At 47.9% G+C, this 16,830-nt stretch carries 15 protein-coding genes; 8 read left to right on the forward strand and 7 right to left on the reverse strand.

Annotated elements, in window-relative coordinates; translation table 11 throughout:
• Positions 1–31 precede the first annotated feature (31 nt).
• Complete coding sequence (locus tag BWK47_RS17290; protein ID WP_038531209.1) at positions 32–154, reverse strand: membrane protein; 123 nt, start codon at positions 152–154, stop codon at positions 32–34.
• A gap of 255 nt (positions 155–409) precedes the next feature.
• Here BWK47_RS17290 and BWK47_RS14590 point away from each other — a divergent pair, with 255 nt between their 5' ends.
• Genes BWK47_RS14590 through BWK47_RS14600 form a run of 3 tightly spaced genes read left to right on the forward strand, consistent with a single transcriptional unit; the run spans position 410 to position 3,591 of the window.
• On the forward strand, positions 410–1,675 hold the full coding sequence (locus BWK47_RS14590) for an ABC transporter substrate-binding protein (RefSeq protein WP_162329206.1): 1,266 nt from the start codon (positions 410–412) through the stop codon (positions 1,673–1,675).
• Positions 1,676–1,723: 48 nt separating this feature from the next.
• On the forward strand, positions 1,724–2,695 hold the full coding sequence (locus tag BWK47_RS14595) for a carbohydrate ABC transporter permease (protein WP_237269671.1): 972 nt from the start codon (positions 1,724–1,726) through the stop codon (positions 2,693–2,695).
• Positions 2,695–3,591: a carbohydrate ABC transporter permease gene (locus BWK47_RS14600; RefSeq protein ID WP_162329207.1), complete on the forward strand. Its 897-nt coding sequence runs from the start codon at positions 2,695–2,697 to the stop codon at positions 3,589–3,591. The genes BWK47_RS14595 and BWK47_RS14600 overlap by 1 nt, the downstream gene beginning before the upstream one ends.
• Here the strand turns inward: BWK47_RS14600 and BWK47_RS14605 are convergent.
• Complete coding sequence (locus tag BWK47_RS14605; RefSeq protein WP_204250421.1) at positions 3,588–4,421, reverse strand: squalene/phytoene synthase family protein; 834 nt, start codon at positions 4,419–4,421, stop codon at positions 3,588–3,590. The two genes, BWK47_RS14600 and BWK47_RS14605, sit on opposite strands and share 4 nt — an antisense overlap.
• 287 nt (positions 4,422–4,708) lie before the next feature.
• Between BWK47_RS14605 and BWK47_RS14610 the strand changes: the two genes are divergently transcribed.
• From BWK47_RS14610 to hemE, 4 genes are all read left to right on the forward strand, one after another.
• Positions 4,709–5,827 carry a sensor histidine kinase gene (locus BWK47_RS14610; RefSeq protein WP_162329209.1) on the forward strand — a complete coding sequence of 373 codons (1,119 nt, stop codon included), beginning with the start codon at positions 4,709–4,711 and terminating at the stop codon, positions 5,825–5,827.
• A 122-nt stretch (positions 5,828–5,949) separates the two neighbouring features.
• Positions 5,950–8,469: a lytic transglycosylase domain-containing protein gene (locus tag BWK47_RS14615; protein WP_237269672.1), complete on the forward strand. Its 2,520-nt coding sequence runs from the start codon at positions 5,950–5,952 to the stop codon at positions 8,467–8,469.
• A 240-nt stretch (positions 8,470–8,709) separates the two neighbouring features.
• Positions 8,710–10,551 carry a DUF5942 domain-containing protein gene (locus BWK47_RS14620; protein WP_162329210.1) on the forward strand — a complete coding sequence of 614 codons (1,842 nt, stop codon included), beginning with the start codon at positions 8,710–8,712 and terminating at the stop codon, positions 10,549–10,551.
• Between the two features lie 106 nt (positions 10,552–10,657).
• Positions 10,658–11,710, forward strand: a complete 1,053-nt coding sequence (hemE, locus tag BWK47_RS14625) for a uroporphyrinogen decarboxylase (RefSeq protein ID WP_162329211.1) — start codon at positions 10,658–10,660, stop codon at positions 11,708–11,710.
• A gap of 147 nt (positions 11,711–11,857) precedes the next feature.
• Here hemE and BWK47_RS14630 read toward each other — a convergent pair whose 3' ends face one another.
• On the reverse strand, positions 11,858–12,766 hold the full coding sequence (locus tag BWK47_RS14630; protein WP_162329212.1) for an ATP adenylyltransferase family protein: 909 nt from the start codon (positions 12,764–12,766) through the stop codon (positions 11,858–11,860).
• A 101-nt stretch (positions 12,767–12,867) separates the two neighbouring features.
• Positions 12,868–13,380 carry a hypothetical protein gene (locus BWK47_RS14635; protein WP_162329213.1) on the reverse strand — a complete coding sequence of 171 codons (513 nt, stop codon included), beginning with the start codon at positions 13,378–13,380 and terminating at the stop codon, positions 12,868–12,870.
• A 235-nt stretch (positions 13,381–13,615) separates the two neighbouring features.
• Between BWK47_RS14635 and BWK47_RS14640 the strand changes: the two genes are divergently transcribed.
• Entirely contained in the window at positions 13,616–14,617 is a 1,002-nt protein-coding gene (locus tag BWK47_RS14640) for an adenosine kinase (RefSeq protein ID WP_162329214.1), read from the forward strand.
• A 141-nt stretch (positions 14,618–14,758) separates the two neighbouring features.
• Here the strand turns inward: BWK47_RS14640 and BWK47_RS14645 are convergent, their stop codons facing one another.
• The 3 genes from BWK47_RS14645 to corA form a co-directional block, all read right to left on the reverse strand.
• On the reverse strand, positions 14,759–15,112 hold the full coding sequence (locus tag BWK47_RS14645) for a DUF5615 family PIN-like protein (RefSeq protein WP_162329215.1): 354 nt from the start codon (positions 15,110–15,112) through the stop codon (positions 14,759–14,761).
• Positions 15,109–15,351 (reverse strand): DUF433 domain-containing protein, encoded by a 243-nt coding sequence (locus BWK47_RS14650; RefSeq protein ID WP_162329216.1) that lies wholly within the window; start codon positions 15,349–15,351, stop codon positions 15,109–15,111. Before BWK47_RS14650 ends, BWK47_RS14645 begins: the two co-directional genes overlap by 4 nt.
• A gap of 200 nt (positions 15,352–15,551) precedes the next feature.
• Positions 15,552–16,715, reverse strand: a complete 1,164-nt coding sequence (gene corA / locus BWK47_RS14655) for a magnesium/cobalt transporter CorA (protein WP_010874052.1) — start codon at positions 16,713–16,715, stop codon at positions 15,552–15,554.
• Positions 16,716–16,830: the final 115 nt, after the last annotated feature.

Here is a 16,830-nt window from a genome sequence, read left to right on the forward strand (position 1 = left end):
GTCACGATAACAGCGGAGAGCTGGGGCAAGACTAATGGGCAGAACCATTGCCGTCATATTTGTCCGTGTCGTAATAGCCATTTTTGGTGCCGAAAAATAGACATGCCAGGGTAAATACCGCTGTTAGACCAATCAAAATCAATTTGACATCCATAGAATTATGTCGCAAACAAAGCAAACGTCGCCCCCATCGTAACTCGTTTCCCCCAAGGGGAGCAGAATTTTCCTGCCATTTGCATCCCAGACCAGAGCGATGGGATTGACAACGCTGCTAGCAACAAAATTAGTAGTCAAAAAGAACTATCTGATTTGACCCATACCAATTTTCAAGGCATGGTATAGGTGGAACTTTACCACACCAAAGATATCGACTGCATCGATATTGGGTTGTTGCTTTACGGTTTTTGCGATGAAATTTTTTAAAATCACTACCCTGATAATTAGCCTGATTGTTCTCACTAGTTGCCAGGGCCCAGGGGTCAATGGGGACGAAGACAGAAAACAGGTGACCATCCTTGGGGTAATGATTGGAGAACAACAGGAAAAAATTGAACAAGCCCTAGCACCCTTTACCGAAGCCACTGGCATCGAAGTGGTTTACGAAGGCGTTGATACCTTTGCCACCACCTTACCCATTCGGGTCGACTCCGGTCGAGCTCCCGATTTAGCCATGTTTCCCCAGCCGGGATTGATGGCGAATTTTGCCAGGGAAGGAAAATTAGTTCCCCTAGGGGAAATTCTCACCCCGGAGGAAATGACAGAGGCCTATGACCAGGCTTGGTTGGATTTAGCTGCGGTGGATGGCACCGTTTACGGTGTTTGGTATCGAGCCTCGGTCAAAAGTCTAGTTTGGTTTAATCCCCAAGAGTTTGCTGCCAATGGTTATGAAGTTCCTGGCACTTGGGAAGAAATGATGGCCCTTAGTCAACGGTTGATTGATGAAGGCAAAACTCCCTGGTGTCTGGGCATCGAAAGTGGCAATGCTACGGGCTGGGTGGGCACCGATTGGGTCGAAGATATTATGTTACGCACTGCTAGTCCGGCAACCTATGATCAGTGGGTAGCCCATGATATTCCCTTCAACGATCGCCGGGTGGAAAATGCCCTGGATATTTTTGGCGAAATTACCCAGAACGAAAAAATGATTTACGGCGGGAAGGTGGGAGCTTTGAGCACGCCTTTTGGAGATTCTATTTTAGGATTATTTACCGATCCCCCCCATTGTTATCTACACCGCCAAGGGAATTTCATTGCCGCTTTTTTGCCGTCGGATGTGGACGATGACCAGGTTGATATTTTCCCTTTGCCCCCCATTGAAGAAGAGTATGGCTTACCCATCCTGGTGGCAGGGGATATTTTTGCCATGTTTAACGATACGCCGGAAGCTAGGCAGTTGATGGCATATTTGGCGAGCTCCCGGCCCCATGAAGTAGCCACCACTTTAGGAGCTTATATTTCTCCCCACAAAAACATTGACCTGAATCTCTATCCCGATCGCCTGACCCGTAAACAGGCGGAAATTTTGAACAAGGCGGAGGTGATTCGTTTTGATGCGTCCGATATGATGCCGGGAGCGGTGGGCACGGGGACGTTTTGGTCTGGCATGGTGGACTACATCGGCGGCGCCGACGGTACTCAAGTTTTAAACACCATTGAAAGAAGTTGGCCCCGTTAGATGCCTTAGTTGCTGCCGCACTGTTGTTATTTGGAGGAAAAGAAAAATTTGTTTTATCGCATTGTTAATGTTCTGTTGGCGATCGCCATTGGTTGTGGCGGGGTAATCGGTTTGTTTTACTTGGCTAACTATGCCATTAATGCTCTGCCCAAACCTTGGAATAAAAGGATATTGCCCTGGGTGTATGTAACCCCGGCTTTATTCTTTCTGTCGGCCTATCTAATATTTCCTACCCTAGAGACTGCCTATTTAAGCTTTTTTGATGGGCGCTCCAGGAATTTTGTCGGACTAAAAAATTACGTTTTTGCCTTCACAGACCACACCATGTTGGTGGCATTTCGCAACAACTTATTATGGTTAGTACTGGTCACAGGCATCAGCGTTAGTTTGGGGTTAATTATTGCTGTCTTGGTGGATAAAGTCCGCTACGAGGCGATCGCCAAGTCGATCATCTTTTTACCCATGGCCATTTCCTTTGTGGGGGCCAGCGTCATTTGGAAATTTGTCTACGCCTACAGGCCAGCGGGGGCCGAACAAATTGGCTTGCTCAATGCCATTGTAACTAGCTTGGGCTTTGCCCCAGTGGGATGGTTGGTGGAGCGATCGGTGAACAATTTTGCCCTCATCGCCATCATGATTTGGCTCTACACCGGCTTTTGTATGGTTATTCTTTCCGCCGCAGTGAAAGGCATTCCCGCTGATGTCATTGAAGCGGCTAGGATTGACGGAGCTAACAGTTGGCAAATTTTTTGGCGCATTACCATTCCCATGATCCGCTCTACCCTGTTAGTAGTCAGTACTACCATGGTGATTTTAGTGCTGAAGGTATTCGACATTGTTTTTGTCATGACCGGCGGTAACCAGGGCACGGAAGTAATCGCTAGCTTGATGATTAAGGAAATGTTTAATTATCGCAACTTTGGCCGGGGAAGTACCATTGCCGTCATTTTATTGCTGTTAATTGTGCCCGTGATGATCACCAATATTCGTCGTTTTAAAGCTCAGGAGAAATTACGTTAATGACCAAAGCCGTTAATAAATCTAATAGGACTAATAACACTAATAGAAAAACAGAATTTTGGCAAAAACTTCCCATTCACATAGCAATTCTCACCATTGCCTTCATTTGGACATTGCCTAGTTTAGGTCTATTTATTAGCTCCCTACGGCCCCGGGGGGACATGCTCAGCACTGGTTGGTGGACAGTATTTTGGCACCCCCTAGAAATTACCCAGTTTTATCTGGGCAACTATGGGGACGTTTTACGCTCCTCCGGCATGGGGGAAGCTTTTTTAAACAGTTTGACCATTGCTGTGCCTGCCACGGTGATTCCCATTGCCATTGCCACCTTTGCCGCTTACGCCTTTGCTTGGATGACCTTTCCGGGACGACAATTATTATTTATTTTGGTGGTCTGCCTACTGGTGGTGCCTTTACAAACCACTCTCATTCCTGTTTTGAGGGTTTATGCCCAATTGGGCCTAGCGGGCACTTTCCTCGGGGTTTGGTTAGCCCACACTGCCTATGGTCTGCCCCTGGGTATCTACCTGTTACGCAACTACATTGGCGCTTTACCTAGGGATTTAATCGAAGCAGCGGCGGTGGATGGTGCTTCCCATTTAAAAATTTTTACCAAGTTAATTGTGCCCCTCTCCATGCCGGCGATCGCCTCCTTTGCCGTGTTTCAATTCCTCTGGGTATGGAATGATTTATTGGTCGCCCTGGTTTACCTAGGAGGCACTGCTGACGTTGCCCCTGTCACCATCCAACTAAGTAATTTAGTCGGCTCCCGGGGACAGGATTGGTACCTATTAACTGCTGGGGCTTTCATCAGCATGATTGTACCTCTGGTAGTCTTCTTTGGTTTGCAACGGTACTTTGTGCGGGGCATTCTGGCCGGATCGGTTAAATCCTAGCTGGCAATAACTCGATTGACTAAAGCCATCACATCACTGCGGCTGAGTTTTTCCTTACCCAGGGCCAAAACATCCAAGGTGCCATAGGCAAGGGTGAGGGGAATTTTACAGAAATTGAGGGCCGGACCGTGGGGCAAAGATTTGGTGTATTGATCTGCCAACGCCAAATTGTAACGGGCATACTTGTGCATATCCGCCAGTTCCCAACCCTGGGGAAAAAAGCTTACCCCCCGGCGCTTATCTTCCTTATAGTTGCGGACAATGTTCACCGCCTGGAGTCCCCGACCAAAACCAATGGCATGGGAGCGATTCGTTTGGGTGCCATCGTGCCAAGCCCACAAATCCGACAGCAGCAGACCCACCGCCCCCGCTACACTAAAGGTGTATTGGTCCAACTCGCCTTCCGTTTTGATTTGCCAGTTGTGGATCGCCCAAAAAGCCATCCGGTCCGACATGGCCGCCGTGGCATCCCAAACTCTAGGAGCAATGCTTTCCGGGGCCAGCAGGGCCCATTCTCCCACCCTTAAAGTTACCTCAGGCAAGAGGTTGCGGTAGGGGTCTAATCCCCGAATAAAGTCCTCACTGTGGGAATTTTCCGTCGCACTCTGGAGATTAAGACTAATCTGATTTAGGATTCTCGCTTTGGTCTCCGCATCGAGGTCTGGGTGATCTTCCACTTCATCGATCGCCCGCATACAAAGGTAGGCAGAGGCCACCGCATCGAGAAGCTGATCAGGCAAAATGCTAATGGGAATGTAGAATGTCCGACTGGTTTCTTGCAAAACCTTAAGGGCATTACGACGTAGGCTCATGCGATCAACTCCTGACACCAAAAATTTAAGCGGACTCTCAACTTACCTATTCAGGTCTGCAATGCTAGGCAATAGGTTCCAGCGGGGCCAAGGGGAGTTTTTCGTCACTCCATAACCTGGCAGATCCTAGGATCTTTAAATCCCCCAATGCCCCGACCCGGGTAAATTGAGCAAAACAATCACCCCATTCTATTACGGCTTTGCGGGTGTGCTACAGACAAATGGGGGCCAGGGGTAGTAAGCCATTGCTTTTCCTGAATGATCCCCCATTGTGGGCACTCCTTAGATCCGCCAACCTCAATCCTATGGCTAAACTCAGTCTTGGTTCCCGTCTTTTCCTTTCCCATATTCTGGTGATGCTAGTGGGGTTGGGCAGTTTCGTTTCCCTGGCAAAAATATCTTCCCCCCGCATGTTTGTTCTGCGCCTGGAGGAGTTAGAAAGTCAGGGATTTATCACTGTTCGTTCCGCCAAAACCTATCTGATCCGAGGTTTTGAAACTGCCTGGAATCGCAGTTCCCTCTGGGCAATTATCTTTGGGGCCAGCGCCGCCGGAGGGTTGAGCTTCCTAGCCGCAGACCGGATTATGCAACCCCTCGATCGCCTAAAGTTAGCCACGAAAAATTTGGCAGAGGGCGATTTACAGTCCCGGATGCCCCCCAGTGACATTCCTGAATTGGAGGAGTTGGGCCAGAGTTTTAACCGCATGGCGGATAGCTTGGAAAATGTGGAACAACAACGGCGGGAACTGGTGAGTGACCTGACCCACGAATTACGTTCCCCTTTAACGGTGGTGCGGGGCTATTTGGAACAATTGGCGGAGGGCACCATTGCCGGGGATGCGGAACTATACCAACGACTGGTGGGGGAAACCCGCAGGTTGGAACGGCTAACGGTGGATTTACAAGAATTGTCCAAGGTGGAAGCTGGTTATTTATCTATCCAACGGCAACCCCTAGACCTTTATCCCCTGTTGGCAAAATTACAACAACGGTTTGCGGATCAGTTATTGGAAGATGGCCCGGAATTAATCCTCGCTGTCCAACCCCCTCTCCCAACAGTATTGGCGGATCCGGACCGCACTGAGCAAATTTTGGTCAATTTAATTGGCAATGCGGTGCGTTATACCCCCAGCGGTGCCATTACCATCGACGCCTATCTTGGTACGGATAGGAAAGATACGGAAGAGGAAAATTTACTCTGGGTGACTGTTGCTGATACGGGCATTGGCATTGCAGAGGAGGATTTACCCTACGTGTTTGAGCGATTTTGGCGGGCTGATAAATCCCGTTCCCGTTATTCCGGTGGCACGGGCCTGGGGCTGGCGATCGCCAAACGGTTGGTGGAATTGCAGGGGGGCAGTTTGACTGTCACGAGTACCCTGGGCCAAGGTAGTGAGTTTAGCTTTTCCCTACCATTGGTCTGAAGGCTGATCGCCCCTGGGAAAATGTTTGTAACACTTTCAGCCAGAATAATCCCCGCTTACCTTCCCCAGTCAAACCCAGACAAAGATAAGGTAGAGTTGTGGTTTGGCATTATTCCAACATTATGCACAAGAAATCAAAGGCCCAATTGCAGGATTATTTCAAGGATTTAACCGCAATGGGGAATGCTTCATCGGAGCAGATGGAGGCCAACCGGGATGGCATCCAGGGGGAAACGGCGGAAAATATTAATCCTCCCCCGCAAAATCCGAAAAAAAGGCTATCTTTACCGAATTTATCTAGTCCGTCCTTGGCAGCAGAGGCGGAAAACCTAGAAAGTGCAGGGCAACCTGGGTCAGACTACTTATCTAATTCATTCGGCCAAGCTAATAAAACCAATGTTGCCGTTGCGCCGGTAAATTCAGATTACATTGCCCCAGAGAAATTGGAAGATCAACCCAGGGAATTTTTCGGCAGTAAACGCTGGATCTGGTTGGGAGGGATTTTAGTGCTGTTGGTGGGGGGCACGGCCCTGACTCTGCCCAAGGCTTTGGAAATGGTGAACGGTTGGCGACAGGAAGCCCAACTCAAAGCTTACGAGCAGGAACAACACCAAGATTCCGAGGTGCTTAGGCTGGCTCTATTGCCCCCAGATCAAAGACGGAGTAAGTTGGAGGCGATCGCCAACCAAGAAGAATTATCCCTGGAAAGAAGTCGGGCTAGGTTTTTGCTAGCAGGGGATTTATTGGCGGAATTTGAGGGAGGGCCAGCGCTCCGAGTATTAGAAGGATTGGAAGTGCAATATCCAGTGTTAGCGCCCTACATTTTGCTGATGCGGGGCCGGGGCTATCAATTGAGCAACGAAAATGACCAAGCGGAAGCCACTTGGCAAAGCATTTTAGATCAGTATCCCGACTCCCCCGTGGTAGTCAATGCCCTGGAAAATTTGGGCAGTTTGGATGAAACCTATTGGCAACAGGCGATCGCCGACCATCCGGGCCATCCCCGCACCTTGGCTATTCTCCATCAGCAGTTGGAAAGTGAACCTAATGCTCTAGAAATCCAACGGCAAATTTTACAAAATCATCCCACCGATGGCCGCACTGCTGCTGTGATTAATTCCCTCACAGCCAATCACCAAGGAGAGTTAACCCCTGAGGATTGGCAGGCCATGGGGGACAACTTTTGGCACCGCCGCATCTATAACCAGGCGATCGCCCCTTATGAAAAGGCTCCCAGCAATGCCCGTAATCTTTATCGTTTAGCCAGGGCCCAACAGATTAGCAAACTAGATAATGAAGCAAAGGAAAATTATCGCCAATTAATTGCCACCTACCCCGACAGCGAAGAAACCGCTTTAGCCCTGCGACGTTTAGCGGAATTGGTCCCCCCCAGGGAAGGGGTGCAATATTTACAGCAGTTAGAGCAACAATTTCCTGACCAAGGGGCCTCTGCCTTGGCGGCCCGCATAGATCTGCTGGCGAAATTTGATGCTAACCAAGCCCAACAGGCCCGGCAAGCTCTCCTGCAAAAGTACCCCAATTCCGATGCTGCGGCTGATTACCGTTGGCGTCAGGCCCAGGAGTTTGCTAAAGCCGGCAATTACACTGAAGCTTGGCGCTGGGCCAAGGAAATTGCCAATCAAAATCCCCAGAGTGACGTTACCCCCAAAGCGATTTTTTGGATCGGGAAATGGGCCCAACAACTAGGGCGATCGGCAGATTCCAAAGCCGCTTTTGAAACGGTCTTGGCTAAATATCCCCAGTCCTACTACGCTTGGCGATCGGCGGTGTTACTGGGTTGGCAGGTGGGGGACTTTAACTCAGTGCGTTTCCTCAACCCCCCGGTGACGGTGCCGGATCAGCGCCCCTTACCCCCGGCCGGTTCCCCCACCTTTCGGGAGTTGTATCGTCTTGCCCAGGATCAAGAGGCGATCGAACTTTTCAATGCGGAAGTTCGGGCCCGGGCAGAGGGGGAAGCCACACCGGAGCTAACGGTCAATGAAGGTTTTACAGAAGCTTTACTCAAGCTGACCCAACAGGAGTATTTACAGGGCATCAACCAAGTCCTGAACTTGCGCAATCCTGAAGACCCGGAACAGAGAAAACAATGGGAAGAACTACGGGGCACCAGGGATTATTGGCAAACCCTCTTTCCTTTTCCCTACCAACAATTAATTTTTGAATGGTCGGAAAAACGTCAGGTCAATCCATTTTTGGTCACTGCCTTAATTCGTCAGGAATCCCGCTTTGAAAAGAATATCCAGTCTCCCGTGGGAGCAACGGGGTTGATGCAGATAATGCCTGCCACAGCAGAGTGGATTGCGCCCCAAATTGGTCTGAAGGAATATTCCCTCACCGATCCCACCGATAACGTCAATATGGGCACTTGGTATTTTGACCATACCCATAAAACCTATAACAACAATTCTGCCCTGGCGGTGGCTAGCTACAATGCGGGGCCGGGCAATGTGGCCAAATGGTTACAGGAATTTAACAACGCTGACCCTGATCTATTTGTGGAACGCATTCCCTTTGCGGAAACGAAAGGTTATGTGGAGTCTGTCTTTGGTAATTATTGGAATTATTTACGCATTTATGACCCCGATGTGGAAAAACTGATGGGGCAGGTAGGGAAGAATTAATCTCGTTTTTATTTAACTCAGAGCCTTGGCACCGGGAATCTCGGGCAAGTTTTATGCCGCCGACGTTAGCTTGGGGATCGCAGCAAAAATCTTCTTTGGCAACACCAAAATAGCCAATCTCCCTTATTCGTCCATTAGAATTGCAATTAGTCAGGCACTCGGGCCAGGTTTTATCCATCCCTTAAGGTGTGATTTACTGATTTCCGCCCGGAAAAATGGGTCCCGTTCCCCGCATTTACTATGATCAAACGTTTTTTCCTCACCATTCTGTTCTTTGCTGGTCTGTGGTTTGCCCTCAATCTCTATCTCCAACACCATGGTTTGGCCCACCGTGGTAATTACGACAGCTTGATCATTAACTTCAGAAACGATATCCCCACCCAGACCCTGACGGCGGATATCCAAGCCATCGATGGCAAGTTAGAAAAAACGGTCGATTTTAATAGTATTTTCTCGATCAAAGATTATGTTTACACCGTTAAAGGCGATGGGGAAGATTTAAAACGGCTGCGGCGATCGCCTTTGATGAAGGAGGTGGACTACGTTGAACCCAACTATGTTTACCAAGCCCTAGAAGTGCCCAACGATCCTGAATACAGTAAGCAATGGAATCTCCGGGCGATCGCCATGGAATCGGCCTGGGATGGTAGTAAGGGAGAAGGGGTAACGGTTGCGGTGATTGATACCGGAGTAACCAGGGTTCCAGATTTACGACAAACCCAATTTGTCACTGGCTATAACTTTGTGGACGATAATCGTGACACCACCGACTACAACGGCCATGGCACCCATGTGGCGGGAACCATTGCCCAGGCCACTAATAACGAATATGGGGTAGCAGGTATTGCCCCCAAGGCTAAAATTATGCCCCTGAAAGTGCTGGGGGACAACGGCGGCGGTACCGTGGCGGACATTGCCGAAGCCATTATCTATGCGGCAGATAATGGGGCCAGCGTGATCAATATGAGCTTGGGGGGCGGCGGTGAAAGTAAAACCCTGGCCGATGCTATTGACTACGCCTACAGCAAAGGGGTGGTAATTATTGCGGCGGCGGGTAATGAAGGACAAAATGCCGCGGCCTATCCCGGTCGGTACCCGAAGGTAATCAGCGTGGCTGCCACCGATGCCACGGGCAATAAGGCGGACTATTCTAATTACGGTGCAGGGGTGGACATTGCCGCTCCTGGGGGTAGCACCGACGGCAAAGACGGCAAAATTCTCCAAGAAACCATTGACCCAGATACCAGGGAACCAGTATTGATGGGTTTTCAGGGCACTAGCATGGCGGCTCCCCATGTGGCCGGCACAGCCGCTTTGATCCAATCGGTGCAACTGCAACAGGCAAAAGTTGGTTTATCGACAAGGGCGGCAGAAAATTTAACCATAGCCGAAGTGTCGGAACCAGAAACGGTATTAAAAATTCTCAAAGCCTCCGCCCGCTCTGTGCCCAACGATAGTCTGAATTACTACGGTGCTGGCCATGTCAACGCCGGGGAAGCCGTCAAACAGGCCCAACAAGGAGAGATTTCCTTCCGGGATTTCATGCGTTGGTTGCGGGATAACGGTTATCTCAATCCCATCTTTTGGTTCGACGGGGGAGCCGTCGCGTTCCTACCCAAATTAGCCATGGTGTTGGGGTCATACCTGTTGGTGTTACTGTTGCGGATCTATCTACCGTTGCAATTTACCTGGCCGTTCAACTGGGGATTAATTTTCGGTAGCTCGGGCTTATTCTTTCTACAGGGTCTATACATTTTTGACTTGCCCCAATGGCCCTTCCGAGCCATGGGTAGTTCTTTACCAGAGTTGGGCAACAGTCTCCCTGGCACAGGTTTGTTAAATCCATTCTTTGCCAGCGCCCTCATTCCCATTGGCCTACTAATACTGCTCCTGGGCAATCCCAGTGGGAAACAGTGGTCTTTGGGGGTTTGTTTTGGGGTGACTGTTTTTCTGTTAACCGCCGCTTTTCTGGGTACTCCCCTTTGGTTAGTCGGCACTGGCACCACGGCGATCGCCTTTTTGGTGGTTAACGCCCTAATCTGCTTGGGTCTTGGGTCTTTGGCCGCTAAGGGAGAACATTAGTCTGATAAAGACTAAATCCCCTGATCCTCAAGGATTGGGGGCACCGGGGGAAATGATAAGCTAGCAAAGGCGTAATTTTACAAAAAAAATTTATCTAGGAGTAATAATGACAGAAGCAAATGATTTGCCCTACCTTCTGCGGGTAGCCAGGGGCGAAGTGGTTAAACGTCCCCCCGTGTGGATGATGCGCCAGGCCGGCCGTTATATGAAAGTTTATCGAGATCTACGGGATAAATACCCCAGCTTCCGGGAACGTTCCGAAAACCCCGACTTGGCCATCGAAATTTCCCTCCAGCCCTGGCAAGCGTTCCAACCCGATGGGGTGATCATGTTTTCGGACATTTTAACCCCTCTGCCCGGTATTGGCATTCCCTTCGACATCATCGAAAGTAAAGGGCCCATCATTGACCCTCCCATCCGCACCCAAGCCCAGGTGGATCAACTCCATGCCCTGGATCCGGAATCAAGTCTGCCCTTCATCAAAACTATTTTAGGAACGCTACGGAAAGAAGTTGCCAACCAATCCACTGTGTTGGGTTTTGTGGGTGCTCCCTGGACCCTAGCGGCCTATGCCATTGAAGGGAAAAGCTCCAAAGATTACAAAGTAATTAAGCAAATGGCCTTTTCTGAACCGGCCATTCTCCACAGTTTCCTCGATAAAATTGCCGAGGCGATCGCCGTTTATGTCCGTTATCAAATCGACTGTGGTGCCCAAGTGGTGCAATTATTCGATTCTTGGGCCGGCCAATTAAGCCCCCAAGATTACGACACCTTTGCCCTGCCCTACCAGCAAAAAGTGGTCAAACTGGTCAAAGAAACCCATCCCGATACACCGTTAATTCTTTACATCAGCGGCAGTGCCGGAATTTTGGAACGCATGGGTAAATCCGGAGTGGATATTGTCAGTGTGGACTGGACGGTGGACATGGCCGACGCCCGCCAACGCCTGGGCAAAGAGATGAAAGTCCAAGGCAATATGGATCCCGGCGTACTATTTGGTTCCCAAGACTTCATCAAAGAACGAATTTTAGACACGGTGCGAAAAGCGGGGCAGGGGGGGCATATTTTCAACCTCGGCCACGGTGTTTTGGTGGGCACCCCGGAAGATAACGTCCGCTTCTTCTTTGAAACAGCTAAGCAAGTGGATCAATTACTGTAAGAGCTTGTTGGAAAAGTTTTATTCTGCCCCCTAAATCTCCTCAGTAACGCCCCGGCAATACTGAGAAACGTTGAATGCGTCCCCCCAAACTTGGGGGCTAGGGGGCTTTTTAAGCAGAATCTAACCCTAGGGAAAAACTTTGGGAAACTATTGCGCTATCCCCACTTTTTGCAATAGTTGCCACGGCCCCAATTGTTGTAAAAGCTCTAACTGTTGTTGATTTCTCACCAATAAGCCACCGGCAAAACCTAGGGCATTAACTTCAATGTCTTGGTAGGATTCCTGGGAACGGGGCACGATCGCCAAAAACTCCCTGGTCATTAGTAAATTATAGGGATGGGGCCTTGGTCCGCCTGGGGTTTGTAATCCCAATTGCTGCAACAGATCCTGATAAATCTGATAACAAATCTTGCCACCATCAGCATCGTTAATCACATCCATGGTTAAGGGGGCGATCGCCGTTTTAAAAGGCAGATTTTTTGCCTGAATAAAATGATCAGCCAGGGGGAATTTTTGACCATTTTTCACTAAGGGAAAGGGTATCCATTGTAAATGGCGGTGGGGTTGGCTGGCCCCTGCTTTGGGACCGCTGTTATAAAATACTAAACCTTCTTTTTCTTCTAAAACTTGTACTGCCACTCCAAAATCCCCCAAGGTCAAAGGACTTTGTTGATCTTCAAACTCCCGGGTGACAATTAATAAATGTTGGTCCACTACCTTAAATTTATTCAGCAATCCCAAATGGGTTGGGGAAAAATGCCCCACAAATAGATCGGCGTCGTAGGGTAAAAAAGGATTAATTTTCTGGCGATGTTGGTGTTCGGTAGTGATTTTTTTGCGATGAATTTGGGTCAAAATCCGCACCACAAAGTTTATTTCTCCCACCTCCAGGGTCGTTACCGCTGTAGTGATGGGTTGGAGGGCACCGGTTTTGAGAGCATGGTCACTCTGGGCCAGTAAACGGCGCCACAATTGACCGGGTAGGAGATAGGATTCAGCCATGGTGAGGGCAAACAGGTAACTACGTTCTTGGCACCGGGCAACAACATTACCCATTAAAGCAACCCCTGATTATGTCCACCGAAAATACGGCCAGGGGCTGGGTTTTACTGGAGCCGTCCCTTGATCCTACACCGAGGGGTGGAGAGCACTACCCGTCAAATAATTTGCAAGGATTGCTCATCTTCCCAAATGCGAGAATCCACATTCAATTGGCTCAATTTGGTCCGGCCCAGATCGGCCCAGAAATTGCGGTGGCGGCGATCGCTTAGGTAAACATGGTCCTCATCTTTGGCTTTGCTACAGGCTTCCACCAGAAAATAGGCTAATTGCTTGGCTGTAATATCAGAACCACTAATTTGAAAGTGAAACAATAAATCCCGCCGTTGGGGCGCAGAGCCCTGGGCATAGAGCATCGTGAAATCGTGACTAGCATGATGATCAAACATTTTCGGTCTGGGCATGGACTGGTTGCCAAAACTTTCCGTATCTGTGCCCTTAAGCTGGGAAACTAACAGTAAATGCCTTAGGTTAGGGGTGGCAGCAAGGACACCAGAATAGTACAAAATTAAAGGGGCAGTTAAATTTTGAGAAGCTTTGAAATTCCAATTGGCTTTATCGAGGGGAAAATAGGCTAAAAACTGATTCCATTCCGACATAGATGTGGGCATATTGTCACCAAGAATTACACTCAAACCTCGATTAACTATTGTTTATTTTAGCAATCCTCTCGTCATCGCTACTAATTAATGCCAATGCTAATTAGACAGTGATATTGCTATTATTTTGGCGCAAACTGACCATAATAAACATCGTTTCCATCTGGTAAATTAATCTAACCATTGTCAGTCAAGCCATTCTGCCCTAGGATAACATTCGTCATAAAGTGGAATCCGTGAGGTTGCAATGGGTCACAAATACGATGTCTATGGCATGGGAAATGCCCTGGTGGATATGGAATTTGAAGTTACCCCAGAGCAGTTGGCCAGCTTAGGCATTGATAAAGGGGTGATGACCTTGGTGGAAGAGGCCAGGGAAAATGAATTAATTGCCCAATTGGCTCAACAGCGTGGCAAACAGAGTAGCGGCGGATCAGCGGCTAATACCCTGGTGGCCCTGGCCCAACTGGGGGGAACCGGTTTTTACGCCTGCAAGGTGGGTAAGGATGAAGCAGGAGCCTTTTACCTCCAGGATTTAAACAATTGCGGCCTCGATACCAATCCCCACCATGAAACCGCTGGCGAAGGCATTACCGGTAAATGTTTAGTGTTTGTCACTCCCGATGCCGACCGCACCATGAATACTTTTTTGGGCATTAGTGGCAGTTTGTCCGTAACCGAAATGGATTGGTCTGCTTTAAAACAGTCCCAATACCTTTACCTGGAAGGCTATCTGGTTACTTCCCCCAGTGCCAAAGCGGCCTGCATTGAAGCTAAGGCGATCGCCGAGCAATCCGGGGTGAAAACTTGTCTATCCCTATCCGATCCCAACATGGCCAAATTTTTCCAAGACGGTTTAAAGGAAATGCTGGGGTCAGGGGTAGATTTACTATTCGCCAATGAAGCGGAAGCCCTGGAAATGGCCGGGACTTCAGACCTCAACCAGGCGATCGCCTACTGTAAAAGCATCGCCAAAAACTTTGCCCTGACCAGGGGCGGGGAAGGCTCACTAATTTTTGATGGCGAGAATTTATTGACCATTGGCACTCCTAAAGTCCAACCCATTGATACGGTGGGAGCGGGAGATATGTACGCTGGGGGATTTTTATATGGCCTAACCCACGGCATGGACTATGAAAAAGCTGGGCAATTAGCTTCGGAAACGGCAGCCAAGGTAGTTACCTGTTACGGCCCCCGCCTAGAGACAGATATTCTGCAGGAGATTTTACAGTCTGTTCAAACCGTTTGATGTGGAAAAACTATTTTCCCGAAATTGTAGAAAATAATGAATCAAACTTTAAGGTGGCGGCAGCGCCTGCCTTTCCCACTCTATTGTGGGGGGGTGCATATTTTTAATAACGGAGATGTTAAAGTAGCTTAGTTATGAGTTTTATTGATGAACTATAACTGCGTCTCGGCTTATTTCAATTAAGGAGTAGTTTGTAAATAGTTCGATTATTTTTTCTAGATTTTTGATGAAAATAAACTCCAGTTCTTTGTTGCTGATGTTCCCTGTAGTAACCAGTAATAGTTTATAAGGTTGTCCCTGAATATAAAATGAATCCCAAAAATCAGAATCTTTGGTAATCAAAATCCTTTGTTCAGAAATTGAAATCAGATTAATTACCGCATCTGGTGTAGCATTTTGCAAAGGTAATTCTTTCGTGTGAATTGAATCATGGCCTATCGATTTGAGAAGATGGGAGAGACGAACTGGTAATTGAGCATCAACAAGAAATTTCATACAATAACGTTATGGATGCTTTTTACCTGGGTTAATTTAGTTGCATAGGCTAATACTGCCAAAATATCATCCCGCTCCAAGTCATCATAATCTTCAAGAATTTCCTCTATAGTCATACCAGAACTGAGAAGTTCTAATATATTTTCCACCGGATAACGGAGACCACGAATACAGGGTTTACCGTGGCATATAGCTGAGTCAATTGTGATACGTTGCAGTAACATCTTAGAATTGTTCATTGTTCGTAATTAATATTACTGAATTACCAAATGATTAAAAATTTCAACTAATTAAAATACCTTAATAATTAACTTGACCACAAATTATGAGGAAGCTAAAAAATATTATTTTGCCGAGCTGCAATCCGTTTCAATACCTCTTGGCAATACTCCAAAGTTTCCTGAAACAATCAAGATGTGTTTGATAATTGCTAAGCTAGCTACTTTTCTCCTAAATCATAGGAGGGACTAAGCCAGCCCTTACGCCAGAAGAAATAGAGGGATCCTCCGGCAATTAAGAGCATCACTATCCAAGTAATATAGTAGCCCCAGCGGCTGTTTAGTTCTGGCATTTCTTTGAAGTTCATACCGTAAACCCCGGCAATAAAAGTTAGGGGAATAAAAATGGTAGAAATGACGGTCAAAAATTTCATTACTTCATTCATTTTATTGCTCATGGCAGTCATATAAACCTCCATTAAACTAGAAGCTAATTCCCGGTAAGCTTCGATAATATCTAACACCTGAATAATGTGGTCGTAGCAATCTCGAAAGTAAATTCTTACGTCTGCTGTTACGATGGAATTGGTGGTGTCCCGCAGCAGCACATTCATCACATGGCGCAGGGGCCAAATCAACCTTCTCAGGGCTAAAAGTTCCCGGCGAATATGGTAAATTTCCTCCATTAATGAGCTGTTGGGATTACGAATAATGGTATCTTCTAGGGCTTCAATGCGTTCTTCATAATCTTCCAAGAGGGGAAAATATTCATCAATTAACATATCAATTAACAAATAGCAAAGATAATCCGCTCCCTGTTGGCAAACTTTACCTTGATTGGTGCGAATTCTTTCCCTTAGGGGATTAAAACAATCAATAATGTGCCCTTCCTGGAAAGTTAATAGGTAACGTTTGCCCAACACAAAACTAACCTGCTCACTTTCAAAGCCATCTTCTTCCCGATTAGGGCGCACCCGATGGGCAATAACCATCACATGGTCGTTATAATCTTCTACCTTTGCTCGCTGGGGGACGTTAACAATATCCTCTAAAAGTAGGGGGTGTAATTTAAAAATTTCCCCCACTTCCTTAAGTACTTCTTCGCTACCCAAACCTTCAATATCCATCCAAGAAACCGTATTTGTACCTAAATAAGGTCTCAGGGCATTGGGACTAATATCCGACTTTCGCACGGCATGGCTGGGGCTATAATCCACCAACACAATGCGGGAAGGAGGGGCATCGGGTTCAATGCTGAGGGTACCCGGTTCACTACCCGGCTCGTCATAGAAGTAGTCAAAATAATCTTCTTCTTCCTCTTCTTCTTGGGGATGACGCAGTTGGCGCAGGAGAAAATCCTCAATGCCGGGTTGGGTTTGGGGCATGGCAAAGGCTCAAGAAAACTAGTTGATTTTATCGCAGGCGGTTTAAAGTTTGTTTAACCTTTACACTTTACGATTTTGGCCGGCCTGATGGGCCAGTGGAACCAGTCAAATTTAA

The sequence above is a fragment of the Synechocystis sp. CACIAM 05 genome (genome assembly GCF_010222815.1).
In the GTDB taxonomy this organism is placed as follows: domain Bacteria; phylum Cyanobacteriota; class Cyanobacteriia; order Cyanobacteriales; family Microcystaceae; genus Synechocystis.